This is a genomic window from Tolypothrix sp. VBCCA 56010 (assembly GCF_050875635.1).
Taxonomy (GTDB): domain Bacteria; phylum Cyanobacteriota; class Cyanobacteriia; order Cyanobacteriales; family Nostocaceae; genus Hassallia.
Genome location: NZ_JBPAOH010000038.1, coordinates 20428 through 45655, shown reverse-complemented (window position 1 = coordinate 45655; position 25228 = coordinate 20428). Strand labels below are relative to the sequence as shown.

Annotated in this window: 17 protein-coding genes and 3 pseudogenes; 5 read left to right on the top strand and 15 right to left on the bottom strand. The window is 42.0% G+C overall.

Going from position 1 to position 25228, the window contains the following annotated elements:
- Positions 1–87: 87 nt before the first annotated feature.
- Together AABK37_RS15470 and AABK37_RS15465 are read left to right on the top strand one after the other, a co-directional pair.
- Positions 88–789: a bacteriorhodopsin gene (locus AABK37_RS15470; RefSeq protein ID WP_432552438.1), complete on the top strand. Its 702-nt coding sequence runs from the start codon at positions 88–90 to the stop codon at positions 787–789.
- A gap of 343 nt (positions 790–1132) precedes the next feature.
- Positions 1133–6643, top strand: a complete 5511-nt coding sequence (locus AABK37_RS15465; RefSeq protein WP_432552437.1) for an ATP-binding protein — start codon at positions 1133–1135, stop codon at positions 6641–6643.
- Here the strand turns inward: AABK37_RS15465 and AABK37_RS15460 are convergent.
- Entirely contained in the window at positions 6640–6786 is a 147-nt protein-coding gene (locus AABK37_RS15460) for a hypothetical protein (protein WP_432552436.1), read from the bottom strand. The genes AABK37_RS15465 and AABK37_RS15460 overlap by 4 nt on opposite strands.
- A 6-nt stretch (positions 6787–6792) precedes the next feature.
- A complete protein-coding gene (locus tag AABK37_RS15455) occupies positions 6793–7674 on the bottom strand; it encodes a carbohydrate ABC transporter permease (protein ID WP_432552435.1) in 882 nt (293 codons plus the stop codon).
- Positions 7675–7854: 180 nt separating this feature from the next.
- Here AABK37_RS15455 and AABK37_RS15450 point away from each other — a divergent pair, with 180 nt between their 5' ends.
- Both AABK37_RS15450 and purN read left to right on the top strand, forming a co-directional pair.
- Positions 7855–8745: a type IV pilin-like G/H family protein gene (locus AABK37_RS15450; RefSeq protein WP_432552434.1), complete on the top strand. Its 891-nt coding sequence runs from the start codon at positions 7855–7857 to the stop codon at positions 8743–8745.
- Positions 8746–8751: 6 nt separating this feature from the next.
- Positions 8752–9411: a phosphoribosylglycinamide formyltransferase gene (purN, locus tag AABK37_RS15445; protein ID WP_432552433.1), complete on the top strand. Its 660-nt coding sequence runs from the start codon at positions 8752–8754 to the stop codon at positions 9409–9411.
- 174 nt (positions 9412–9585) lie between these two features.
- On the opposite strand, the gene AABK37_RS15440 is transcribed toward purN, so the two are convergent.
- From AABK37_RS15440 to AABK37_RS15380, 13 genes and pseudogenes are all read right to left on the bottom strand, one after another.
- A complete protein-coding gene (locus AABK37_RS15440; RefSeq protein ID WP_432552454.1) occupies positions 9586–11031 on the bottom strand; it encodes an anthranilate synthase component I in 1446 nt (481 codons plus the stop codon).
- 159 nt (positions 11032–11190) lie between these two features.
- Positions 11191–11565 (bottom strand): annotated as a pseudogene (folK, locus tag AABK37_RS15435) (2-amino-4-hydroxy-6-hydroxymethyldihydropteridine diphosphokinase); the annotation flags it as partial.
- A 285-nt stretch (positions 11566–11850) separates the two neighbouring features.
- Positions 11851–12000 (bottom strand): annotated as a pseudogene (locus AABK37_RS15430) (ISAzo13-like element ISMae28 family transposase); the annotation flags it as partial.
- Positions 12001–12167: 167 nt separating this feature from the next.
- A complete protein-coding gene (locus tag AABK37_RS15425; protein ID WP_432552432.1) occupies positions 12168–12956 on the bottom strand; it encodes a cupin-like domain-containing protein in 789 nt (262 codons plus the stop codon).
- A 464-nt stretch (positions 12957–13420) separates the two neighbouring features.
- Entirely contained in the window at positions 13421–17119 is a 3699-nt protein-coding gene (locus AABK37_RS15420) for a tetratricopeptide repeat protein (RefSeq protein ID WP_432552431.1), read from the bottom strand.
- Between the two features lie 532 nt (positions 17120–17651).
- Positions 17652–19358, bottom strand: a complete 1707-nt coding sequence (locus tag AABK37_RS15415) for an alkaline phosphatase D family protein (RefSeq protein ID WP_432552430.1) — start codon at positions 19356–19358, stop codon at positions 17652–17654.
- Positions 19359–19563: 205 nt separating this feature from the next.
- Positions 19564–20115, bottom strand: a pseudogene (locus tag AABK37_RS15410) (CHAT domain-containing protein); the annotation flags it as partial.
- A complete protein-coding gene (locus AABK37_RS15405) occupies positions 20111–20764 on the bottom strand; it encodes a tetratricopeptide repeat protein (RefSeq protein ID WP_432552429.1) in 654 nt (217 codons plus the stop codon). The gene AABK37_RS15405 and the pseudogene AABK37_RS15410, both read right to left, overlap by 5 nt.
- A 134-nt stretch (positions 20765–20898) precedes the next feature.
- A complete protein-coding gene (locus tag AABK37_RS15400) occupies positions 20899–21480 on the bottom strand; it encodes a CPBP family intramembrane glutamic endopeptidase (RefSeq protein ID WP_432552453.1) in 582 nt (193 codons plus the stop codon).
- 286 nt (positions 21481–21766) lie between these two features.
- A complete protein-coding gene (locus AABK37_RS15395; RefSeq protein WP_432552452.1) occupies positions 21767–22831 on the bottom strand; it encodes a DUF3326 domain-containing protein in 1065 nt (354 codons plus the stop codon).
- A 20-nt stretch (positions 22832–22851) separates the two neighbouring features.
- A complete protein-coding gene (locus AABK37_RS15390) occupies positions 22852–23025 on the bottom strand; it encodes a hypothetical protein (protein WP_432552428.1) in 174 nt (57 codons plus the stop codon).
- Positions 23026–23166: 141 nt separating this feature from the next.
- Positions 23167–23484, bottom strand: coding sequence for a 2Fe-2S iron-sulfur cluster-binding protein (locus AABK37_RS15385; RefSeq protein WP_432552427.1), 318 nt, complete (start codon positions 23482–23484; stop codon positions 23167–23169).
- A 258-nt stretch (positions 23485–23742) separates the two neighbouring features.
- A complete protein-coding gene (locus AABK37_RS15380) occupies positions 23743–24516 on the bottom strand; it encodes a Uma2 family endonuclease (RefSeq protein WP_432552426.1) in 774 nt (257 codons plus the stop codon).
- Between the two features lie 217 nt (positions 24517–24733).
- Between AABK37_RS15380 and AABK37_RS15375 the strand changes: the two genes are divergently transcribed.
- On the top strand, positions 24734–25225 hold the full coding sequence (locus tag AABK37_RS15375; RefSeq protein WP_432552451.1) for a hypothetical protein: 492 nt from the start codon (positions 24734–24736) through the stop codon (positions 25223–25225).
- Positions 25226–25228: the final 3 nt, after the last annotated feature.

Sequence of the window (25228 nt, the reverse complement as noted above, 5' to 3'; positions counted from 1 at the left end):
TTGAAGTGAGTAAATCTGGCAAAATGAAAAATAAGCTTTCCGATGTGAAAATTTACTTGATTAATTAATATTAGTGAGAAATTAAATATGATTCAAGCTTGGCTGTGGACTGGTGTCATTGGTATGGCTTTCGGTGGAATTTTTTTTGGATTTGGCGCACACAATGCTAAAAATGAGCAGTGGAAAATATTATATACACTGAATTTCTTTATTTGCTTGATTGCTGCTGGACTTTATCTAGCTATGGCACTTAAACAAGGTGTTAATATTATTAACGATCGCCCTACTTATTGGGTACGATATGTAACTTGGTTTTTGTCAACTCCGCTGTTGCTGCTGGATCTGACTTTTTTAGGCAGAACTAGTTTACCAATTACTGGTAGCTTGTTAGGAGCAAATGCCTATATGATTGCTACTGGTTTTGTAGCGACGATTTCACCCAAACCTATTAGCTATATCTGGTATATTGTTAGTTGCGCTGCTTATCTTGCAGTTGCTTATATGTTGTTAAATCAGTATCGGATTGAGGCTGAACGCAATCACCCAAAATCAAAGCAAGCATTCCGTAAGTTGGTGACTGTGCATTTAGTGTTGTGGACGCTTTATCCAGTTGTGTGGATTTTAGGAACAGAGGGGTTTAACGTTTTTGCTCAAGGTGCGGAAACAATGTTTTTTACATTGCTTGATTTAGCCTCTAAAGTCGGTTTTGGCTTTTTGTCTTTAAATACTTTACATAATATAGAGCAAGCTAGAGAGCAAAGACGCGAATTTATTAACACTTCTTTGTAAATGTAACAGGAATGAGCGCAAAACAGATCGTAAGTAGGGATAATTCATGAATTATCCCTACCAAAATTAAGGAACTGGCAGGTTTTTTGCGTAAGTCCTATGTAAGTAAAAAAATTGGCGTTGCTTTTTTACGGGATAATTTTGCAATATATGTTGATATCAACGTATTGTAGAGACGTTCTGCCGATTGTAGAGACGTTCTAGTAGAACGTCTCTACGATTTTCGTCAAAAATTTATATGGACGGTTGCGATCGCCCGAAGCGGTATCTCCAGAATAGATTACCCTAAATGTAGGTTAATATTGGACAAAAAATTCCCACTCCTTTGATTTAACCTGTGAAAATGCAAGACAAGGAATCGGACTACCAACTAGAAAGCGATCGCTCGACATCCCCAGATTATCAGCAAGAAGATATCTTTCCTGGCAATGGGGAAATGAGTCTGATGATGCGGACTCTCGATTGGTCAGTTACACCAATCGGTTCTGTTAAGCATTGGAATCAGAGTTTGCGTACTTCTCTGAGTATTTGCTTATCCTCTCGATTCCCAATTTTGATTTGGTGGGGTAAGGAATTGGTCATGCTTTATAACGATGCTTACCGTCCAATTCTGGGAGCGACTAAACATCCGCAAGCTTTAGGTCAAGCAGGACGGGAGTGTTGGGCAGAAATATGGGATATCATCGGACCGATGCTCGAAGGTGTGATGATTACAGGCAATGCTACTTGGTCTGACGATCAGTTACTCTTAATAGACCGCAATGGTTATCTTGAGGAATGCTACTTCACTTTTTCTTATAGTCCCATCCGAGATGAAACAGGTGGTATAGGTGGGGTTTTTACTGCTGTTACAGAAACAACTCAGCGGGTTTTGAGCGAACGACGGTTACGCACTCTGCGGGAGTTAGCCGCAAAAACTTCCCAAGCGAAGACTGTTGAAGAAGCTTGCGAACTCAGTATGGAAACTTTAGCTGATAATGTCGCTGATATTCCCTTTGCTTTAATTTATTTGCTGGATGAAGCAGGTAAACAAGCTAAGTTGATAAAAGCAGGGGGATTAGCACCTCAAGAAATAGCTTGCCAAGAAACTTTAGATTTATTGTCAGATGATACACACAGCTTCCCGTTGGTAAAAGTTGTGCGGACAGGTGAACCAGAGCGGGTAGATAATTGGGGTGTCTCTAGCTATGCAGACTTAGCTGACTCGGCATTAATATTACCGATAACCCAAGCAAATCAGGATCTTCCTGCGGGTTTACTGGTAGTTGGAATCAATCCGCGACGTGCTTTAGATGAAGAGTATAGCGGTTTTTTTCAGTTGATTGCGGGTAATATTGCAACAGCGATCGCTAATGCTTGTGCCTATGAAACAGAACGAAAACGAGCGGAAGCGCTAACTGAGTTAGACCGGGCAAAAACGACTTTTTTTAGCAATATTAGCCATGAGTTTCGCACGCCGCTAACGTTAATTATCTCACCTTTAGAGGAAATGTTGGGCGATCGCGCAACAGAATTTGCGCCACAAGACCAAGAACAATTGCAATTAATACATCGCAACTCACAGCGCTTGCTGAAATTGGTCAACAGTCTCCTAGATTTCTCGCGCATTGAGGCAGGACGAGTCCAAGCTGTATATGAACCAATTGATATTTCCGCGTTCACTGCTGAACTTGCTAGCTTGTTTCGCTCAGTAATTGAAGCAGCGGGTATGCGCTTAATAGTACAATGTCCACCTCTGCGTTCATCAGTGTACGTAGACCGCCAAATGTGGGAAAAGATTGTGCTGAATTTGCTCTCCAACGCCTTTAAGTTTACCTTCCAAGGAGAGATAACCGTAACATTGCGCGATTGCCAAAATCACGTCGAGTTAGAAATAAGCGATACCGGCACAGGCATCCCCGAATCAGAAATACCCCATTTATTCGAGCGTTTCCACCGAGTAGAAGGTGCGAAGGGACGTAGTTTTGAAGGGTCTGGAATTGGTTTATCGTTAGTCCACGAATTAGTAAAACTACACGGCGGCACCATCACTGTAAGTAGCATTGTTGACCAAGGAACCAGCTTTGTAGTATCTATTCCCACAGGATACGCTCACTTACCAAGCGTTAACATTGACGCAATTAATACATTACCATCAACCGCAGTCGGGGCTGCCTCCTACGTTGAAGAAGCCTTGCGGTGGTTGCCAGCAGAAGGGACTGGGGACTGGGGGGACAGGGGGACAGGGGGGCAGGGGGGCAGGGGGGAGAGGAATTTTACCAATGACGGCAGATGCTTCAACGGAGGGAACCTCCGCAACGCACTGCCTCCCCAATGCCCAATGCCCTATGCCCAATGCCCAATTCCCAATGCCCAATGCCCAATGCCCTATGCCCAATCCTCAATATCCCGTATTCTCCTTGTCGATGATAATGCAGATATGCGCGATTATGTCAAGCGTATGCTTCAGCAAAATTATCAGGTAGAAGCGGTAGGAGATGGATTAGCTGCTTTAGCCGCTATTCGGCAGCAGCCTTTTGATTTAGTTTTAACTGATATTATGATGCCAGGACTCGATGGTTTTGAGTTGTTGCGGCAACTGCGTCAAGATCCACTCACCAAAGAGATACCGATTATCTTGCTGTCTGCCCGTGCTGGGGAAGAGTCGCGAATTGAGGGGTTAGAATTCGGCGCTGACGATTACTTAGTTAAACCTTTCTCTGGTCGTGAACTGCTGGCGCGTGTCGAGGCTACTATAAAATTGAGCAGAATGCGCCAGAGCATGAAGCAAGTGCTGCAAGATGCCAACGAGCATTTAACGAACGTTCTGGAAAACATGACCGATGCTTTTGTTGCTCTGGATCGCGAATTTAGAATCACTTATGTGAACCAACAGACAGCAAGGCTCAACAATATGCAGCCAGAGGAAATAATTGGCAAAACTCACTGGGAAATGTGGTCTTGGTCAGTTGGTACAATAATTGAGCAAAAATATCGTCAAGCTTTTGCAGAGCAAATTCCGGTACATTTTGAGGTACTGTACGAACCATTAATGATATGGTTGGAAGTTCATGCTTATCCATCAGCAGAAGGAATGGGTATTTATTTCCGCGATATTACTACTCGTAAGGCTGCGGAAACATCATTGCAAAATGCCCTGCAAAGGTTAAACTTTCATGTAGAAAACTCGCCTTTGGCGGTGATTGAGTGGGATCGTGAATTTCGTGTCTCTCGTTGGTCGGTGGAAGCTGAACGAATTTTTGGCTGGCAAGCATCAGAAGTAATCGGTAAAAATTTCCAAGACTGGCAGTTTGTCTTTACGGAAGATTTAGAAGTTGTTACAGATGCGGTGACTCAACTAACTGGCGGAGTAAAAAATAGTAATATTTGTTACAATCGCAATTACACCAAAGATAATTCAATTGTTTACTGTGAGTGGTATAGCTCGACTTTATTTGATGAATCCGGCAAGCTAGTTTCAGTGCTATCACTAGTTTTGGATGTAACCGAACGCAAAGGTATGGAAGCCGCATTACGGGAAAGTGAGAAACGATTCCGGGAAATGGCGGATGCATCTCCTAATTTAATTTGGATGTCCGAACCGAGTAAGCTTCGTAACTATTTTAACAAAACCTGGCTGGAGTTTACAGGGCAGACAATTGAGCAAGAAATGGGTAATGGTTGGGCGGAAAAAGTCCATCCAGAAGATTTACAGTACTGTATAGATATTTATATAAATGCCTTTGATGCCCGTGAAGAATTTAGCATGGAGTATCGGCTGCAACGTTATGACGGTGAGTATCGGTGGATTTTAGATAACGGCGTGCCGCGTTTTACATCATCAGGTAATTTTCTCGGTTATATTGGCTCGTGTATTGACATTAGCGATGCCTATCGGCAAGCTATGCAACGCAAACAAGCTGAAGCCGAACGAGAAGAAATGCTCGTGCGGGTTCAACAATATGCCGGTCAACTGCGTGGGTTGACTGAGGCATCATTAACTATAAATTCAGCACTTTCTATTGAAGAAGTTCTGCAAGTAATTACCGAGCGATCGCGTTTCATCATCGGCGCACATCAATCAGTTACCAGCATGACGAGTGATCGTAATTGGGCGCAGGCTATCAACGCCGTCTCACTTTCAGATAAGTATGCTGCATGGCGCGATTATAAACAACCAACCGATAACTCAGGCATTTATGCCTGCGTTTGTCAGATAAATCGTCCCATCCGCATGACTCAAAGCGAACTAGAAGCACATCCCCAGTGGCGCGGATTTGGCGCAGAAGCCGCAAAACATCCACCTATGCGCGGTTGGCTGGCTGCACCCCTGACAGGACGGGATGGTAGCAATATTGGACTGATTCAATTATCTGATAAATACGACGCAGGCGAGTTTACAGCAGAAGACGAAGCCATCTTGGTACAATTGGCACAGATGGCATCTGTAGCAATTGAAAATACTCGCTTGTACGAAGCTGAACAACTAGCGCGTACCCAAGCTGAATCGGCAAACCGCATCAAAGACGAATTTCTCGCCGTCCTTTCGCACGAATTACGCACCCCACTAAACCCGATTCTCGGTTGGTCTAAGCTGCTGCGAACCCGCAAGTTTGATGAAACAAAGACCGCTGAAGCCTTAGCAACAATTGAGCGAAATGCCAAATTACAGGCACAACTGATTGAAGACTTGCTGGATGTCTCGCGAATACTGCGCGGCAAACTAACTTTAAATGTAGACAAAGTAAGTCCAGCATCAATTATTTTAGCAGCTTTAGAGACAGTACGTTTAGCAGCAGAAGCGAAATCGATTTCAATTGTGACGATTTTCGACCCGAATGTGGGGCAAGTCGCAGGTGATGCAGGTCGCTTGCAACAAGTTATTTGGAATTTGCTTTCTAACGCTGTTAAGTTCACACCCAATGGCGGACGGGTAGAGGTGCGATTGTCGATGGAAGGGGGGAGTGGGGAGTGGGGAGTGGGGAATGGGGCAGGGGGCAGGGGGCAGGGGGACAGGGGGACAGGGGGACAAGGGGAGGACACTTCCGTGCGGGGGTTCCCAAGCCACTGCGTTGCGGAGGTTCCCTCCGTTGAAGCATGTGGCGTCCCCGTTAAGGAACGTGTCCGTGGACAAGGGGGACAATTACCAATGCCCAATTCCCAATTACCAATTCCCAATGCCCAATGCCCCATACCCAATTCCTATGCGAAAATTACAGTTAGCGATACAGGTAAAGGTATTAGTCTGGAATTTTTACCTTATGTTTTTGATTACTTTCGCCAAGCAGATAGCGCGACTACGAGAAAATTTGGTGGATTGGGATTAGGATTAGCGATCGTGCGACAGTTAGTAGAACTCCACGGTGGTACAGTCTTTGTAGAAAGTCTCGGCGAAGGACAGGGAGCAACATTTACAGTTAAGCTGCCATTGTTGTCAACAACAGATTCAACTTGTAGTGATTTTACATCAGAAGCGGAACTTAATTCACCTAATTTGGAAAAAATCAAAATACTGATTGTAGATGATGATGCTGATTCGCGAGACTTTATCAGCTTCGTCTTGCAACAAGAGAAAGCTGAAGTGATAGCAGTTTCATCAGCGCTGTCAGCACTGCAAATTTTGGCAAAGTCGAAATTAGATGTTTTATTAAGCGATATTGGAATGCCGGAAATGGACGGTTACATGCTGATTCGCCAAGTGAGAAAGTGGTTGCCAGAACAAGGAGGAGAGATTCCAGCGATCGCTCTCACAGCTTATGCTGGAGAATACAATCGCCAACAAGCAATTTCAGCCGGCTTCTCATACCATGTCCCCAAACCAGTCGAACCAGCACAGCTAATTGCCGCTATTATCAAATTGACAACCAAAAATTAAGTATTGGGCATTGGGAATAGGTAATAGGTAATAGGTAATAGAAAGAAATTGTCCCCCAAGTCGTCCCCTTGTCCCCTTGTCGCCTTGTCCCCTTGTCGCCTTGTCCCCTTGTCGCCTTGTCCCCTTGTCCCCCCCTCCCCCACTCCCCCTCAATCCTCGCCCCAAGTTCGCAATTGTAAGTAAACTAATACCAGCGTCACTGCTAACAATACTGTTGCTGCCGCTGCTGCGTAACCAAAATCAAATTGACCAAATGCTTCTTGGTATATGTAATAAACTAATAAATTGGTAGAATTCAATGGACCACCACCTGTAATTACATAAACTTGCTCAAAACTCCGCAATGTGAAAATCACAGTAGTAACGATCGCAAATATTAAAGTCGGTCGCAATCCTGGTAAAGTAATATACCAAAATTGCTGCCAAGCATTTGCGCCATCAAGTTCTGCTGCTTCGTAACGACTGGGAGGAATCGCTTGCAACCCTGCCAAAAATACCACCATATTGAAACCAAGTTGTTTCCAAATACTTAATAAAATCAGTACCGGCATTGCCCAAAATGTATCTCCCAACCAAGCAATAGGAGAAATACCAAACAAATTTAAAGCTGCGTTAACTGGTCCTGAGGTTTGAAATAACCAGCGAAATCCTAAACCAGCCGCAACTAAAGAGATAATTGAAGGGAGAAAATAAACACTTCGGAGAATTCCTCGCAATGGCAAGTTACGATTTAATAACGCCGCCAATCCTAAAGAAATAATTATACTGGGAATGACGCTGGCGATCGCAAAATAAGACGTGTTATTGAGAACTTGCCAAAAATCCGGGTTGATTAACAAACGCAAGTAGTTTTTCAATCCTACCCAATAAATGCCCGTGGAAGTGAAACTACCAGCGGTGAAGCTGAGGAAAAATAAATAGGCGATCGGGTAAACAAGAAAGATGAATAGTAAAATCAATGCTGGGGTGAGAAAAATCCAAGCAGCTACTGTATCGTTATCTAAAAATTGACGCGATCGTGGTAATGTCATAAAAGCTTGTTAATATTCAAAATTTTAGTTGAAAAAGCTATAACCCTTTACAGGTACTTATCCTGGCTGTTTGCTGAGTAGCGGATCAATTGACAAGAGTTTAAGATCCTGTTATTCAACTAGTATCTAAGCATAATGTATCCAAACCTACTAAAAATTAACAAACGGCACACTCTTCAATTGCTGACCAATAGCATAATTATCGGGCTTCTGGCTACACTCAACACAACAGTATTAGCTCAAAACCAAATTACACCGTTACCGCCTCAATCTCAAAGAGGTAACGCTACAAATGTTAACCAGAAATTATTAGGGCAATGGAAGGCTAAAGACCCTTCATCCTCAGAAACGTTAATTTTCATTTTCACTCCAGAAGGAAAATTATTCTCGCTACCATCTAACTCGAATACTCCTGTTGCCTTAGAATTTCAGTATCGCATTAATCCGACTTTCAAACCGATGCACTTGGATGTAACAATACCAAGTAGTGCAGAACCGGTATTAACAATTTTTGAGTTTCTTGCTGATGGGAAAATGCGATTGCAGTTACATGGTACTAATCCGGGACAACCCAGACCAAACGCTTTTTCTGCTAATGCAATGATATTTGAAAAAATTTCTGATGCAACGACTTTGCCAGAAAATGTGCAAGTTTTCAATGGTGAACCAGAAAATCAAGCTAGCAGTCAGACAGCAGTGGAAGGTAAACAAATAATTACCGCTATGAACCGCGCACAGCAAGCTTATTATTTGGAAAACAATAAGTTTGCGACAACAATTGAGCAACTTGCTGTTGGTATTAAGCCAGAAACTGAAAGTTACCAATACAAAATTCTACCTCAAGGTAAATCAACTTCCAGGGTGATGATGACAGCTACTGCCAAAAGTCCGGAAAGCAAAAGCTATACTAGTGCTGTATTTGTAACTAAACTTAATAAAGAAAACTTGACAATTGCTGGAATTTGTGAGACTAATAATCCTTCGAAAATACCACCAGTAATGCTAAAATTTATCCCTAGTAAGGAAGGGGGGCAAATTCAATGTCCTGCAGGTTCCAGTCTTCTACGTTAACAAAGCATGAGTATGAATTCAGTTACCCCCAGCTTGATATCACCCAATATTTTGCCCAAAAAGCTGATGTCAGCACCTTTAAAATTGGGAATCATGGCTTCTGGAAATGGCAGCAATTTTGAAGCTGTTGCCCAAGCAATAAAAAATGGAGAACTTGCCGCTCAAATTCAAGTTTTGATTTACAATAATTCCTCGGCGAAAGCAGCAGTACGCGCTGAAAATTGGGGCGTACCATCTGTATTTTTAGACCACCGCAAATACAAAAACCGCGAAGAATTTGATAGGGAAATTGTGCAAAGTTTGCGGCAATATGATGTAGAATGGGTGATTATGGCAGGTTGGATGCGATTGGTGACAGCAGTTTTAATTGATGCCTTTCCTGATAAGATTATCAATATTCATCCGAGTTTGTTGCCCAGTTTTAAAGGAGTTAATGCCGTAGAACAAGCTCTTGCCGCTGGTGTGAAAATTGCAGGCTGTACGGTGCATTTGGTATGTTTGGAAATGGATAGCGGTGCAATTTTGATGCAAGCTGCGGTGCCAGTGTTGCCTGATGATACACCAGAAACGCTTCACGCCAGAATTCAAGTTGAGGAACATCGAATTTTACCACAGGCGATCGCCCTGGCAGCACAACGTCAACCACAGGCTACAGTGTCCTCGTGAAAATATTTTCTTAGGACTTACGCACAGGTAACGGAAAAACGAACCACAAAGACGCAAAGGACACGTTCGCGCTTCGCGTCTTTGAAGGAGAAGGAATAAGAGTTGCAGAGGGTTTTTGCGTAAGTCCTATTTCTCTCTCGTTCCCTGCCTCAGGTAGGGAGCCGCACAACTCACTTACTGGCGGTATTTTGATGAAATATCAACAGCCAGATTTAGAGCATTGAGTTGAGCTTGTGCTTTCTGTAGAGACTCATACCATTCTTTTTGAGGGTCGCTATCTGCAACAATGCCAGCACCAACTTGTCCCCAAACAATTGCCTCAGTAGAATCGCTCATATCAGTATATAGGAGCGTGCGAATCAGAATATTTAAATCGAGGTTTCCCCGCCAATCCAGATAACCGCAGGAACCGTAAAATAAGTTGCGCTTTACAGGTTCGAGTTCTTCGATAATTTCCATACAACGAACTTTAGGACAGCCAGTAATCGTACCCCCAGGAAACACACCTCGAATCAAATCTACAGCGTCATAGTTTGGATGTAGCGTACCGATAACATTGCTGACAAGGTGCATGACATGACTGTAGCGTTCAATTGTCAAAAGTTCATCGACTTTTACAGACCCCCACTCGCAGACTCTGCCGATGTCATTGCGCTCTAAGTCAACTAGCATGATGTGTTCCGCTCTTTCCTTGGTGTTGCTGATTAACTCTTGTGCTAACTGCTCATCAGCCGTGGGGGTGGCGCCACGCGATCGCGTTCCGGCGATCGGTCGAGTCTGAACTTGCCTTCCTGATAACTGTATTAGCCTCTCAGGTGAACAGCTAATAATTGCCCCCCAAGGAGTTTGCCAATAACTGGCAAAGGGGGAAGGATTTATTTGCTGCAAAGCTCGATAAATTGACCAGCTATCAAAAGGGGTATGCGCTTCAAACCTTAAGGACAAATTAGCTTGAAAGATGTCGCCAGCTTGAATATATTTTTTAGCTTGCTGCACCGCCGCTATATAATCTTCCTGAGACATTTGGAAAGTCGGAGTTACAGAAGTAGTTTTGTGTTCGTGCGGTGATTGCGTTTGCCTTTCTTTATCTGCTTGCTCTAGCTGACTTTGCATTACTGTAAGTTGAGCTAAGTCAGTAGCGGCTAACCAAAGAATTTGCTGTTGATGATCTGCAACTGCAAACGATTCCGGTTCATACCAGTAGGCGATCGGGAAAGGAAGCGGATCAACTTTGTGTTGGGGCAGTTGCTCAATCTCCCATGCTAAGTCATATCCGAGCCATCCCAACCAACCACCTGTAAAGGGAAGTTCAGGAGGCACAATCGATTCTGCATTTATACTCGCGTCTTCATTTTGATGATTGAGCAGACAGCGCAAAAACTGAAGAATATCTCCTAAAGGCGGTGTCCATAGCCTCTGTTGACCCTCTATCAAGCGGGGAGAACCTGCACAAATAGAATATCGAGCTAGGTGAGTGCTAGGCGTAACTGGGCTTTCTAGAAGAGTTGCAATACGTTCAGAAGAACGACTTGGATTGAAAAATAGTGCCTGGAAGACTTGCGCTCCACTTAGTTTACCCAGAGGCAGCTTTCGCCAATGCCAAGGTTGTATCGGTTTCATGGTTGATAGGGTATGGGCAGATAACTCAGCTGCGATCGCTTCATTCACCTCTACTTGATGATAAAAGGTAGCCTTTTGTTGGGAAAATCGATTTGCGATTTCAGCCATCGTCTGTTTTGTTATTGGATGAATCCAATTAGGCACCAGAAACCCTAGTGGTACTGCTACATAAGCGTATTGTAAAATATCCGGCGCTGGCAATTGCAGGTTGGGAGTTGACAGAACTTCTTTATCGTAAAGTACAAGATCGAGGTCGATGCTACATTTAACTTTGCCTTCGTCTCCCCGGATTCGACCTAAATTATCCTCTATAGGGCGCAACACTTGCTCATGCAGCTCAAGTGCTTGTAAACTTGTCTTTACTAAGCAGGCACCATTGAGATAAGGTGTTGCAGTCGTTTTGGTAATGGCTGGGTTTTCGTATACTGGAGATACAGCCAATATCTGTACCTGTTGATTGAGAGCTTTTAACGCTTTGACCAGGTTGGACTTAGCTTCATAGTTAGAACCAAAAGTAATTAAAGCAAGAAACACTTCGGCTATTCTCTAGTTGGTGTGATAAGGTTTGGTTATGTCGCTTACATAAAGAGGCGATCGCCACACCGATTTGTAGAAGTATCCAACGCCTAGGAAAACTGAGTCAGACCTATATACTTCCATAGGTGGAACTAAATGTAAAATATAGTATAAGCTATCGTTTGCTTAATTAAATTCGCATATGAAGAGCGCTTAACGTGCGGCTTGGCGCAGTGTCGTTGATGCACTTTAGGTTTATTTGTACAGTGCGTAAGTCTTTTGTCCAAAGTCTAAAAGACTTACGCGATTCCATCCTAACTTTTGTTTTGCAAGTGAATGTCCTCCTAGTCCTAAAGCCATAACTGTTTGTGCTATAAATTTACGGCTAGCCGCACCTTTTAATTGTTCTGCGGTTTCCTTCAATATTTTTTTCAGTGAATCCGTTAATTGTATAGACACCTCTGGACACCCAAAAATTCAATCATTATTAAATGGGGGAGGGAGAGGCTGCCGGCGGCAGCCTCTCTATCCCCCTTACAATGATTATTATTTTAATTATTTGTATATTTTATTTTCTGGAAGTCCCTAATATGTAGCCACTACCGTTTATCAACGCCTACCTACTTTAGCCAATAATTTACCATGATTGAAAAATCTTCTACACACTCTACATAATGCCCCCAACCCATTGGAAGGTAAAGCATTTCTCCAGGCATGGTAAAAACTTCTACACATTTAGCCTGAGCAAAATCAGGAAATTTAGTTAAATCAACATTTCTCAAGTCGATCTTGCTGTAACCAAGGTCTGTATCAGGTTTAGATGAAGGAATTGACATATAAAGCCAAGGAATATCCCGAACTGGGTAAAGCGACCATCTCTTTAATCCAACAATTTGATGAATAAAATTGTCTATAGAATCCTTGTGCAAAGGAGTGATTGAACCTTTCGGACCAATCCACAGACGTGGCCTTGCAAATTCCTCTTTTGTGTAAACTTCTGGGTAACTTGTAAATAAATCTGATAGCGCTATGTTCTCAATAACCTGCTTTGCAGCGTAAAGGGAAGTACCCTTTCCTTCGGACATGAGATTCATATAATCCATAACACTTATAAATTCATATTCTCGAGATGAGGTGAGTCTTACTATAGGGTCATAGTAATTACCTTTTCTCACCTGGAAAATTATTTTTCCGTATTTTTCACAAAGATTTGAGACTATAGTTTGTCTACATCCTTTACCATAGTCAGTAACTATAATTGGGTAACCTGCTCTTTTAATAAAATCAAATTGGTCATAAAATGACCGTAAATTTATTCGTTTAACCGTTTTGATTCGAGGTTGATCCTTCATAAGTTCATATACTTTTTTAAACCTCGGTCCTTCCATTACATCGATATAATGAGTCATATTTTCCTCAAATTAAAGAACTTCACTCAAAACTGACAATCCATCAAATCATTAGGAATGCCCTCATTCTGGTAAGAATTCAGTCCGCAGAAAAACGAATCAGCGAAGGGTATACAATTGCATAATCAACATGTGCGCGTAATGCCTCTTTTGGTTTTCGCTTTGTCTTCTCTAATATCGTTTCTGGTGTTGATTTATTTTTCTCTGATTTGTTGATTATATCTTGTGATGGGAGTTTTAATGAAGTTTTACTGTCTTAGCGTGATTATTTCTTTGAGTCGTGCTATCTGTGGGTTCGCGCATAAGGTGAAATATTGGACTTTGGACAAAAGTCTTAGAACATCGAATTTTACCACAGGCGATACCTACGGTAAGCTGCGAAGATCGCACTCATTGCTTAAAAAAATTACATTTTTGCATCAATGAATATACGTAATAATTTCCAACTCCTAACTCCTAACTTCTTAAAGCCCATTACCGATGAGAATAAATGGTGCCCAGTAGTAAGGATGGCTGAAGTCATTGCCTGCTGCTGATGTGCCTTGTTGCTTCTTTAAAGCGTTTTTACTGTTAGTTATCAAGGCGATTTGGGCTTGTCGGAGTGCCTCAGCTTTGGTAGTGTTGCGCTTTGGCAATATAGTATAGAAATTATCCATCAAAGCTTGCGTACCGCCATCGTCAACAACCCATAATGAGGCGATCGCAGACCTTGCCCCAGTTCGTTGTATTTGGTAGCCAAAGCCCAAAATCTCTTTCCCATCGCCTAAATCGCCCAATTTCTTACCCAAACCAGTTTCGCAAGCACTCAGCACCATTAAATCTACTTGCGATAAATTCCAGTTTTGCACGTCGCGAAGCGTAACATAAGTGCCATCCCCAAACATAATCAAAGAATCCTCAGGTTGACCGACAACAAAAGCCGCATGAGTTGCTAAATGCACTATCGAATAGTCATTCATCGAGTAAATAATACCTGAGTTGAATTGTTCGTTTAAAACTTTCTTAGTGTTGCGAATTGTGCTTGCTATACCTTCCACCTCACGTCCGGCAAATTCTAATCCTTGAAATGTATATCGCTGTTCACCAAGTTTAACTGTGACACTACGTTTAGTGTCAGCAAAAGCAGCAGCTAAAATTTGGATTTGTGGTTGTGGTTTGGTATTAAAATCTGTCAAACTCAGGGCAGTAATATTATTAATGCGGAAGCGTTGCACCAGCCATTGATTGCCATCATGTAAAGCCGCTAGGGGAATATAGCGCAATTGTCCATCGGGAGCGTAAATAATAGTTTTGGTTTTCGCTTGGGCAAGGTCTTTTTCGATAGGTTTAATCAACCATTGATACAGCTTCTGTGCGGTAATTTTGGGATTACTTTTAGGAGTTTGTAAATCTTTGCGGAATTGAGCTATGCTGCTGTTGAGTTCTTTTTCGGTGACAGCAACTGTGCGACGAATCGGGGGACCATAAGGAGTTGCGACAACTAACTCCAAACGGTCTTTGAGAACGAGAGGATATAAAAGGACGGCATCTTGTTGAAGTCGTTTGAGGTTATCTTGTAAGTTGTTTAAATAATTAGGATTTAAACCTTCTCCCCCGGTAGTTTGCTGTAATTGTGCCACCAGTTTTTCCACTTCTGGACTTTTGAGAAAAGCTTCAAACTGTTGATTAATTTGCCCCTGAATTTTTCGTAGTTCTTGGACGCGCTGTTGTTGAGCGGGAGTTCTTTTATTGACAGGTTTAATGTTCTCTAGCGTGTCTAGTTCTTTACCTAATGCTACTGCTTTGTCTAAAATGGCGTTGATACCAACTTGAGTTTGTGGTTGCGGCTGTCTAGTTGTTTGTACGCTGCTTCCATAAGCTTTTAATTCTTGCAACTTCAACAAATCTAATACTTGTTGAGCCTGAGTAACTTGATTTTGCTTCAGCAATAAATCTGCATATTCGCGATAGATATCAACCGTCTTTACATTGTTTGCTCTATCTTGAACATTTTGCAAAAAAGATTCTTGCAATCTGGAAGAAAGTCCTTGGATATTAACACGCTGCTTTTGAATATCGTTAATAGCTTGCTCGTAGTATTTAATCGCTTTTTGCGGATTATTCAACTTTCGATAAATGCGAGCTAAACCAGCCTGTGCTTTGAATTGATCGCCAGCAACTTCAGTTGTTATGGTAATTGCTAAGGACTGTTTATAAACATTAATTGCTTGCGTTGTTTTGCCGAGTTTACTATAAAGATTTCCCAAATCAATTAATGCGTCTTTTTCTCCATCACGGCTTTGGACTTTTTTGGCGATCGCTAAACTAGCTTGTGAAGATTCAATCGCTTTTTCATAGTTGCCTAATGCACTATGAACTTGGCTTAAATTCCTAAGAGCAAAACGTTCTAATCGAGAATCTTTTATTTCTCGTGCCAAGTTAAAACCTGTTTGTGCTGAACTAAGTGCTTTTTGCTTGTCTCCTATTCCAATGTAAGCAATGCTTAATAATCCCAAATCTTCTGCTTGCAGCCTGCGATTTTTTGATTGTTGAGAAAATTGTAAGTTTTGTGAAACTAAGTTAATCGTTTGTTGATAATCTCCCAGTACCAGATAATTAATTGCCAGCAGATTCATTGACCATTCTTGCAATAGGGTAACTTTGATTTCCTGTCCAATTTTTAAGGCTTGATTAGCAAATTCAATCGATTTTTGAGAATCATTAACCGCAGCGTAACTCATGCTGAGAATATTTACAGCCATCGCTTTTAAATATGGCTGCTTACTTTGTTGTGTCAGTGTTAATGCTAGCTTGGCAAACTCTACTGCTTTCTGCGGATCTCCCAGTGTATATGGCTGTGAAGCGTAAGCAAAGCTGAGAGTAGCTACAGCTATTGCTTGAATTTCATTATTTTTGACTTCTTTAGATATTCTCAAAGAAGCTTGTGCATATTCAACTGCTTTTTGCGGTTTTCCTTGCAAAACGTCAATTAATCCGAGTTGTGCTAAAGCCAAACCTTCAAGTTCGCGCTGTTTGGTTTCTCTGGCAATTACTAAACCTTGCTCAAAAGAATTAACCGCTTTGGGAATGTTTCCCAAGATACCGTAAGCAGCACCTAGAGTTATCAAAATCGAACCTTCAATTTTACGATCTTTAGTTTCTCTTGCAATGAAGAAAGCTGGTTCAAGAAGCTCAACTGCTTTTTGAGGCTGATTTAATATATTATAGGCATTGCCGAGAGTGAGCGAATTTATCGTTGCAATAGTTGGATCTTTGGGTGCGATCGCTAAACTAAGTTTCGCATATTCAACTGCTTTTTGATAATCATTTAGCACAAAGTAACTATAACCGAGAGTTCCCAAAATATACGCTTCTACATTGCGCTCTTTGATTTCTCGTGCAATTATTAAAGCAGGTTGACCAAATTCAACTGCTTTCTGATAGTTTTCCTTTTGAAAGTAAGCAAGACTCAACAGAGACAAAGCAGCCATCTCAATTTTTCGGTTTTTAATTTCTCTCGCTATGGGCAATAATTCCTGATAAACTTCTACAAGACGATAATTTTCATTTTGCTTTTGATAAACTAATCCTATTGCTGTCAAACTTTGAGCTTGCAAAGCGCGATTTTTAATTTTTATCGCAATTGGCAAAGCTTGTTGATAAAATTCAAGCGCTTTGGGATACTGGTTTTGGTTGTAATAAACTAGTCCCAAGTTTAATAAATTCTTGCTCAAAGCAACTTGATTGTTTATCTGTCTATTAATTACCAACGCTTGATTAAGAAATTCTAAAGCGCGAGAGTATTCTTTTGAACTTCTGTAAGCTACTCCTATATTTAAAAGAGATATTCCTTCTTTAGTGCGATCGCCTACTTGTCGATGAATTGCCAAAGCTTGCTGCAACACTTGCAAAGCTTGAGGAAATTGCTCTAAACCGTTGTAAACTTCTCCAATATTATCCAGAGTTTCCCCTTCACCCTTTTGATCGCGTAATTCTTGCCGTATCGCTAGCACTTGTTGGAAAATAGTCAAGGCTTGTTGCAACAAATCTTTGCGAGATTGCTGTGAACCTTGCCGCAAAAGTTGTACACCCTCTTGAAAAAGCTTATCAGCTTTGGCTTTATTACTTTGATTGTTTGGTGTCTGTGCTAAAGCAGTTGATATTCTCGGTGTAATTACAGCCAATTGAACGATAGGAAAATTGAGCGAAAAAAGTATAATTGAAGTAAGTGTAGATAAACGATATGACTTGTTTTTAAAATATTTTCGATTTATATACATGGTAAGCTTGTTCTTAAATTGGATGAAAAACAATTTAATAGAAAACTAAGTTCTTTTTCAAATTTAGCAAAATTAAGCAAATAGTTTGTAACAGTTTGTTTGCTTATATCAAGTTTATTTAAACACTGATAATATTTGGTAGTTTGGTAGGGTGCGTTATGGACGCAAGTCCTAACGCACCGAACATCATTGACGGTGCGTTATCGTGAAGCGCGTAACGCACCCTACGCAACGCTGATAATATTTGGTAGATTAAGTTGAACCGAATGAAACCCAACACTAATCTTGAGTCAATAAAGCTAATAAGCTGTGATGCTTTTAATTTTCTCGTTGAGGCTCCAGAGGGGGAGGGGGGAGAGGGAGAGGGGGAGAAAGTTTGATTTCAGATAAAAAATAAGATGCGTTTCCCCTGAGGGAAAGCTTTTTTCAAAATCCTTTACTTCTCTGTGGTAACGTCTTCAATTAACACTCGATCGCGGGGCACCCGGAAAACTTTCAGAGTTGAGAGTGTTCCCCCTAGTGTTGTAATATCGCTGACTGCCTTTAACGTACAAGTCAAAGCCTCTGATGTCACTTCAACCAAATTGTAGCCGTGGGTTGCAGAGTTAAAATATTGGATATGTGCATTACTAGCTGTAAGCACTTGAGTAATCAGGTCGATTGGTGGTAGGGGAACTCCCAACGAGCTAGGACTACTTTCTTCAGAAAAATTGGAGGATGTGGTTGAGCCAACTACAAACTCTACCCCTATCGGCGCATCAAGTGGGTCATCAAAGTTCACTTTTTGATATCCAGTAACAAATGAGTGGAGGTCACCAGTAATTGTTACAAAGTTTTTAATTCCAGCGTTTTTGAGAGTTTGGAACAGTAGGGTGCGTTCAGCAGGATAGCCATCCCACTGATCTAACGCCACGAACAAATCCGGGGTCGCTTGTCCCAAAAATTGTGTTGCGAATGCTGACAATACCTTGAGTTGCATGGTCATTACTTCATTGCCCCAAATCTTCCAGATACAGGAAGAATTGCAAATTTGATTAATGAACCACTCACGCTGTCTTTGACCTAACATAGTTCGGTTTGGATTGCTTCGTTCGGGACAGTCTGGGGTGATATATCGCTTCTGTGTGAGATAATACTGCTGTTGCGCCTCAAGGTTATCACAGGGAGGTCCGTCCCGATAGAGGCGCTCGTCCGTCATTACTAGTTCTAGTAAGTTGCCAAATTTAAATGTGCGGTAGATTTGCAGAGAAGCCAGCGGACCCCTGTTACCCAGGAAAGGAATACTAGTCGGGGTGTATTCTGCCCATGCTTGATTTGCTAACTGACGAAGCTTTGGTTTAAAGAATGGAACTTGGTCAGGAGCATTCACTTGAAAGCAATCGTTGGCAAACTCGTGATCGTCCCAAATGGTGATAAAGGCAAAGCGCTCCCGTAGCTTTTGCAAATCTGAATCTCCATTGCACGTCTGATAGAGGAATCGATAGTCTTCAAGCGTGGCAGCAGCAGGTTCGCCACTGGGTAACTGTAGGGGACGAATGCCATTGTTCTGGAAACTGGTGTCTCCCACTGTTTCATAAATGTAATCACCCAAAAATACAACAAAATCTATCTCCTCTTCTGCAAGAAAGCGATAAGCGTTGTAGTAGCCGTTAATGTAGTCCTGGCAGTTAATGTATGCGAAGCGAACTTGGTCAACCTCAGATTTAGAAGCAGGCAGTGTCTTAAAGCGACCCGTTTTGCTGACTGTTCCTTTATAGATAAATCGATAGTAATAGGTGGTAGAAGGTTGGATGTGCCTGGAATTCAGGCGAACTTTGAGGGTGTAATCCTTGAACGCATCTGTCTGTGCGAAACCACGCAAGACGAATGTGCTGAATTTAGAGTCTGTGGAAATCTCAAAGGCAGCCTCAACCAGACCAGGTTGAGGTGGAACAACACGAGTCCAAAGAGTAATCCCACGCGGTTGCGGATCTCCTGAGGCTACACTCTGCGGAAAGATGGGTGTGACAGCATTGGCAGATTCTACAGCAAACAATTTTTTGACTCGATCTTTGCTCATTCCTGCCATCTTGGGGAGTTTGTCACCCACCCAGATAACGACACCTGTTGCCAGTGAGTACTTCAGAAATGTTCGCCTATCCATTTGCTTACCTATTAGGTAATTAAAAATATAATATCGACACAATAGCACAAAATATACTATGGCTTACAAGCCAAGTGATGTTATTGGAACAAAAATGCAGATAGGCGATCGCCTCCGGCGGGGCTGCGCCCATCGCATTTGCATTTACAAAAAATTATATTTAAATTAAGTTAATATACGTAATAACGTTTAACTTTGCGCCTCTTTAAAGCCCATTGCCGATGAGAATAAACGGTGCCCAGTAATGAGGATGGCTGAAATCATTGTTAAGTGTTGATACACCTTTATTAGTTATTAAAGCGATTTGGGCTTGTCGGAGTGCTTCAGCTTTGGTGGTATTGGGCTTTCGCAATATAGTATAGAAGTTATCCATTAAAGCTTGCGTACCACCATCATCAACAGACCATAAAGTAGAAATAGCTGATTTAGCACCAGTTCGTTGTATTTGATAACCAAAGCCTAAAATCTCTTTACCATCACCCAACTTGTTAGTTAAACCATTACCATTACCTGTTTCGCAAGCACTCAACACCACCAAATCTACATGAGATAAATTCCAGTTTTGCACATCGCGTAGAGTTACATATTTTCCATTACCAAATAGAATGAAAGAATTCTCTGGCTGACCCGCGACAAAAGCAGCATGAGTTGCCAAATGTACTATTGAGTAGTCATTCATCGAGTAGACAATATCCAAATTAAATTGGTTATCTACCAATTTTTTAGTATTGTTAATTGTTGCAGCGATCGCATCAACGTAGAGCATACCCTTTTAATTTAATATTATTAATTTGCTTTGCAACTGCCAAGCTTTGCTGATAATTCTGCTGGGCATAGTAAATACGACCAATGCGTCGCAATGCATGAGATTCAAGTTCACCATTTTTAATTTCTCGCGCAATGCCTAAAGCTTGCTGTTGGCACTCTAGGGCTTTATTATAGTTATTGCTGCCTTTATAACCTGCACCTAAAATACTTAAAGATTTTCCTTCTAGTTGTCGGTCTTTAATTTCTTTTGCAATTGTTAAACTAGCTTGTGAATATTCAATCGCTTTCTCATTATTATCCTGATTAAGATAGGTATTTCCTATCTTTTGTAATGCTTTACCTTCTCCCTGACGGTTTTTAATCTCTCGATAAATAGCTAGTGCTTTTTCAAAGGACTGCAACGCAGCTTCATTTTCGTCGTCATCCAGTTGCTTAGTCCCCGTTTCTAAAAGTTTATCAGCTTCTGCCTTGCGGTTTTGTAAAGGCTGGGTAACTTCGGCTGTACTAGGTTTTTGTGCGATCGCCTTAAAAATTTCTGCTTGACTAAACACCGTATAAACTAGGGAAACAATGAGGGTTGCGGTGATGCTAGAAAAGCGATATGTATTGTTACTGCGGGATTTTGAATGGAAAAGCATAGGAAAAGCCTCCGCTTAACCTTGATGAGAGCATATCTAGTTATATACAGACATATGTCTCAACTTTCCCAAAAATTACGCAAATAGTATATAAAAATTTGCAGTAGAGACGTTCCACGCCTTACGTCTCTACTTTAACCTAATCGCCGAATTTTCCAGAAATAACTAGAAATCAAATTCGTCAACATATGAGCAACAATCGGCACTAACAAGTTACCACTAATTAAAGCGCTGTACCCTAATATTAATCCAACAATAGTTGCCCAAATTACATAAGTCCATTGTTGGGGACTGCTAAGGTGTAAGACGCCAAAACAGAGACTCGATACAATTACCGCTACATGATCTCCTCCCAAAGCCGGCAACATCACACCTCGAAATAACAATTCTTCACTTAATGCTGGTAGCAACCCCAGCCAAATTATGTCTGGCAAAGCTAAGGGTTTAAGTACTATTTCTAAGTAATAATCTGCACTTTTGCGGTAAGCAGCCCAAAAACGATAAGCTAATCCACTCACAGCGGTGATGATTAACCCTAAGGCTATTCCTAAAAGTAAATCTTTTTCCTGCCAATGCCAAGAAAATATCGCTACGTTGCCAAAACGCAACCACAACTTGGCAATTATCCATAACATTATTGCAGTCACACCCATTGCCACAAGCACTTGGGTGCGTGTCAAGTAGGGAATTTCTGGTTCTTGCTTTTGCTGTTCCACGGGAGGGGAGGGGGGGAGGGGGGGACAGGGGGACAGGGGGACAGGGGGGACAAGGGGAGCCAGCGCGTTGCGGAGGTTCCCTCCGTTGTAGCGTCTGGCGTGGACAAGGGGAGCCAGCGCGTTGCGGAGGTTCCCTCCGTTGTAGCGTCTGGCGTGGACAAGGGGGATAAATGCCCAATACCTATCTACTAACAACTAACTACTAACAACTAACTACTAACAACTAACAACTAACTACTAACAACTAACTACTAACTACTAACTACTAACAACTAACCACTAACCACTAACTACTAACAAATAACTGCAAAGACGATATTTTTGAACTTAGGGCAGATAAGTTGATGCCTGCTTTGTGTGCTACTAATGCACCCACTGCTTCTAAATATGAGTTTACCTGTATGTACTTGATTCCCAAGGGTTGGGGAGGAACTTGCATCTGAGTTTTGTTTTCAAGGACGGTGATGATTTGGCATCGTCTCTTATTCAAGCTTAACAGAGTGCTACCACCACAGGCGGTTGCGGGTACGATGACGGCATCAACTTGATTAGCCCAAATGTCAGTCGGTTCGGGCAATTGATGAGTTTGGGGGACAATAAATTGAGGTGCGCGACTCAAACCGACAAGGACGCATGGTAAGAAAGTATAACCTAATTCTTCGGCGGCGGAACGTGGAGATAAATCGGGATCTAACGGTGCGGGAGAAAGTGCGGGGGAATGGGCACAAGGAATTTGAAAGGTTCGCACTATTAAATGACTAATTACGGCTTCTGCCCCAGCGATCGCATCGACTCCTTTACCGTGGCGGTAGTTTCGATCAGCTTGTTCATCAATATTATCGGGGAAACGGGCAACAACTGCGATCGCCTCCGCCCCCGCTTTATTTATCAGTACTTCTGCTGCCCTTAACAAGCTATCTGGGTTGCCAATTGTCCCCCAACTCGCACCCGATGCCGATGACCGCAATTCTACTTCTAAAGGTGCATCAGTTATTACATAATCTGTCAAGGATAATCCTAAAGTGGCTCTGGCGGCATCGGCTGCTTGCAAATGTCGCAGTCGCAACTCTGGCTCAATTCCTTGGTCTAAAAGCAAACCTATGCGATTTTGATGAACTGGACGCAAACCCCAGCATCCGGCGGCAAATTTGTCAAGTCCATAACCTTCAACGTAGAAAGTATTGGGCAAATTCCAATACAAACTTGCACCATTAAGGACATTGGGGTGAGTAATTAGGCGATCGCAAACTTGAGATACAACTTTGGCAACTGGCAATGCATCTCCTGCATAACCGCCAATTTCTGCCCCAACGCCAGTTGGTACAATTAAGATAGCAGTATATGGACGAATCAATTCAAAATTCAAAGTTATTAGCTAACAGTTACAACAGCTTCAACAGTGCATGATTCTTTTTCAACATCTACAGAAGTAATTGCCCATCTCAGAGGTTCTCCCTCTTTTTGCAACTCTGTCTCAATTGCTTTTTGTAATTCTGAAGGAGTTTCTTGCAAGTCAATTTCTGCGGTTATAAAATGCGTAGTCATCTTAGTTTATGCTTGATTAGTGTTTGAGCGTGAATAGCTTGATTAAGACTTAACTGCAATACTGCTGAAATAATTTTTAGTCGTTAACATATAGTAGTTAGTCAAATTTTTTCCCAACTAACAATTAACAACTAACATTTATCATCCTTTACCAAATTGTAACTGATAAACGATATCTTCTTTTTCTGTCTCCACTTTTAAATCAGAACGCGGATAAGCGACACAAAGTAAAGCATAACCTTGTTTTTGTAAATCTGGACTAACACCCATGCCATCAGTTTGATCTACAGATCCTTGAGTAATTTGAGCCGCACAAGTTGTGCAAACACCTGCATGACAAGAACTTGGTAAATCTAAACCAGCTGCATCGGCAACTGATAAGACGGTTTCATTTTCAGCAACTTGCAAAGTGTGAGTTTTGCCTTGGTGTAAAATTTCAACGGTGTAAGTTTTAGACATATACAATCATAAGGTGATGCAACGGACAAATGTGTTAGTTTATCTGAATTAGTTCAAAATATCCAGATATTACCATAAAACTTTAGGTTAAAGAGTGAGTAAATATGCGCGATTGGGCTTTGCCCACACTTCGTGATCGCGTTTCCTTAGAGACTGTATCTGTAAGTCTGCCTTTTGGCATTGGTTCGATGGCTTGGAAAGTTGACCCCACACAACGGAAAGCGGCTTGGTCGCTTTATTGCAAATTGCGAATTGTCTTTATAGATTATCAGGGTCAATATTTAATTCTCGCAACTTAGCGGCTAGGCGTTCTGCGCGTTGCTTTTCTTCGTCCGCACGCTGCTTTTGTTGTTCAGCACGCTGTCTTTCTTCGTCCGCACGCTGCTTTTGTTGTTCAGCACGCTGTCTTTCCTCGTCCGCACGCTGCTTTTGTTGTTCAGCCAATTCTTGCGGTGTCGGCACTAACTGCCCTTGTGCCGTAAAATAGCGTAATTGATTGTCCTGCACACCCAAATATAAATCTAACTGCTGACTCCATAACCAACCTTGGGGATTCGCTTCTATTGGTTGGTAATGAGCGTCTACTAAATGAAACCCCACAAATTCTAAATTATCAGGGTCAAACCAAAAATACTCTGGTGTGCGAAAGATATCTTGATAGATTTGTTTTTTTAAGCCTTTGTCTGTGGCTTTTGTGGAAGATGAAAGCAACTCGACAATGATATTCGGATATTTACCATCTTCTTGCCAAATCACCCAACTTTTGCGCGGTTTTTTTTCGCATCCAAGCACCACAAAAAAGTCTGGACCGCGAAATTCTTCTGATTTTAGCTGACGTTGGCTGTAGTAAATTGTCAAATTTCCTGCCGCATAAAAATCATTGCGATTTTGCCACCACAAGTCTAAGCATTGTAATAACAGAATAATTTGGCGTAGATGTAAATCGCTTTCCAATGGTGGTTCGTCACTGTAGATATCTCCTGGTGGAAATATTATATCTTCTGCTGGTTCTAATTCTTGGGCAACTGACATAACTTTCTTGGGGCTAAGGGTGAGACGATCGGATGAACACCTGCGGGTGGATGCACAGATGTAATTACTATCATAGGGGTTGCTGATTTATAGTTATGTGCGATCGCATTTTAAACAAAACATCCTGAGACTGGTTTGATGCGTGCTTGTGTTCGGGGGTTTTACCAGAGTTCTATAATAATCATAGAGAAATTAGTTAAATTTGTTTACTATAAATATGCGCGATCGCGTTTCTTTAGAGACTGTATCTGTAAGTCTGCCTTTTGGCATTGGTTCCATGTCGTGGAAAGTTGACCCCACAGAACGGAAAGCCGCTTGGTCGCTTTATGTCGAATTGGTGACGCGCATTGCTGTGCAACCATTGTCAGTTGACCAGGGTTTGGTACGAGAAGCGATGAACTCTCTTTATAGTTTATTTGGCACAACCCGCGAAGTTCTCAAAGCAGCAGGTCCCGATGTGGGTGCTTCTCGTGATTCTGTGGGGGGAATTGCGATCGCAGTCTTGAATAATGGGTTAAGACCGTTTTTGGCTAAATGGCATCCGTTGTTGCAAGCGTGGGAAGCTAGACGACCTGTGGGGGTGAGTCCCAAGGAACATGAGCAGAGTTGGTCTGAAGAAGCGAAGTTGCGAAGTGAGTTGGAAGTTTTGCGCGGTGGGTTGGAAGAGTATGCGAAGGCTTTAGCAAAGATTGCCGGCGTGGAGGAGTGATAA

What these genes read in the sequence shown, in the direction of transcription:
- AABK37_RS15470 (WP_432552438.1), top strand. Translation starts at nt 88, where the DNA reads ATGATTCAAGCTTGGCTGTGGACTGGTGTCATTGGTATGGCTTTCGGT.
- AABK37_RS15465 (WP_432552437.1), top strand. Translation starts at nt 1,133, where the DNA reads ATGCAAGACAAGGAATCGGACTACCAACTAGAAAGCGATCGCTCGACA.
- AABK37_RS15455 (WP_432552435.1), bottom strand. Translation starts at nt 7,674, where the DNA reads ATGACATTACCACGATCGCGTCAATTTTTAGATAACGATACAGTAGCT.
- purN (WP_432552433.1), top strand. Translation starts at nt 8,752, where the DNA reads ATGAGTATGAATTCAGTTACCCCCAGCTTGATATCACCCAATATTTTG.
- AABK37_RS15440 (WP_432552454.1), bottom strand. Translation starts at nt 11,031, where the DNA reads ATGAAACCGATACAACCTTGGCATTGGCGAAAGCTGCCTCTGGGTAAA.
- AABK37_RS15425 (WP_432552432.1), bottom strand. Translation starts at nt 12,956, where the DNA reads ATGACTCATTATATCGATGTAATGGAAGGACCGAGGTTTAAAAAAGTA.
- AABK37_RS15415 (WP_432552430.1), bottom strand. Translation starts at nt 19,358, where the DNA reads ATGGATAGGCGAACATTTCTGAAGTACTCACTGGCAACAGGTGTCGTT.
- AABK37_RS15405 (WP_432552429.1), bottom strand. Translation starts at nt 20,764, where the DNA reads ATGCTTTTCCATTCAAAATCCCGCAGTAACAATACATATCGCTTTTCT.
- AABK37_RS15390 (WP_432552428.1), bottom strand. Translation starts at nt 23,025, where the DNA reads ATGACTACGCATTTTATAACCGCAGAAATTGACTTGCAAGAAACTCCT.
- AABK37_RS15385 (WP_432552427.1), bottom strand. Translation starts at nt 23,484, where the DNA reads ATGTCTAAAACTTACACCGTTGAAATTTTACACCAAGGCAAAACTCAC.
- AABK37_RS15380 (WP_432552426.1), bottom strand. Translation starts at nt 24,516, where the DNA reads ATGTCAGTTGCCCAAGAATTAGAACCAGCAGAAGATATAATATTTCCA.
- AABK37_RS15375 (WP_432552451.1), top strand. Translation starts at nt 24,734, where the DNA reads ATGCGCGATCGCGTTTCTTTAGAGACTGTATCTGTAAGTCTGCCTTTT.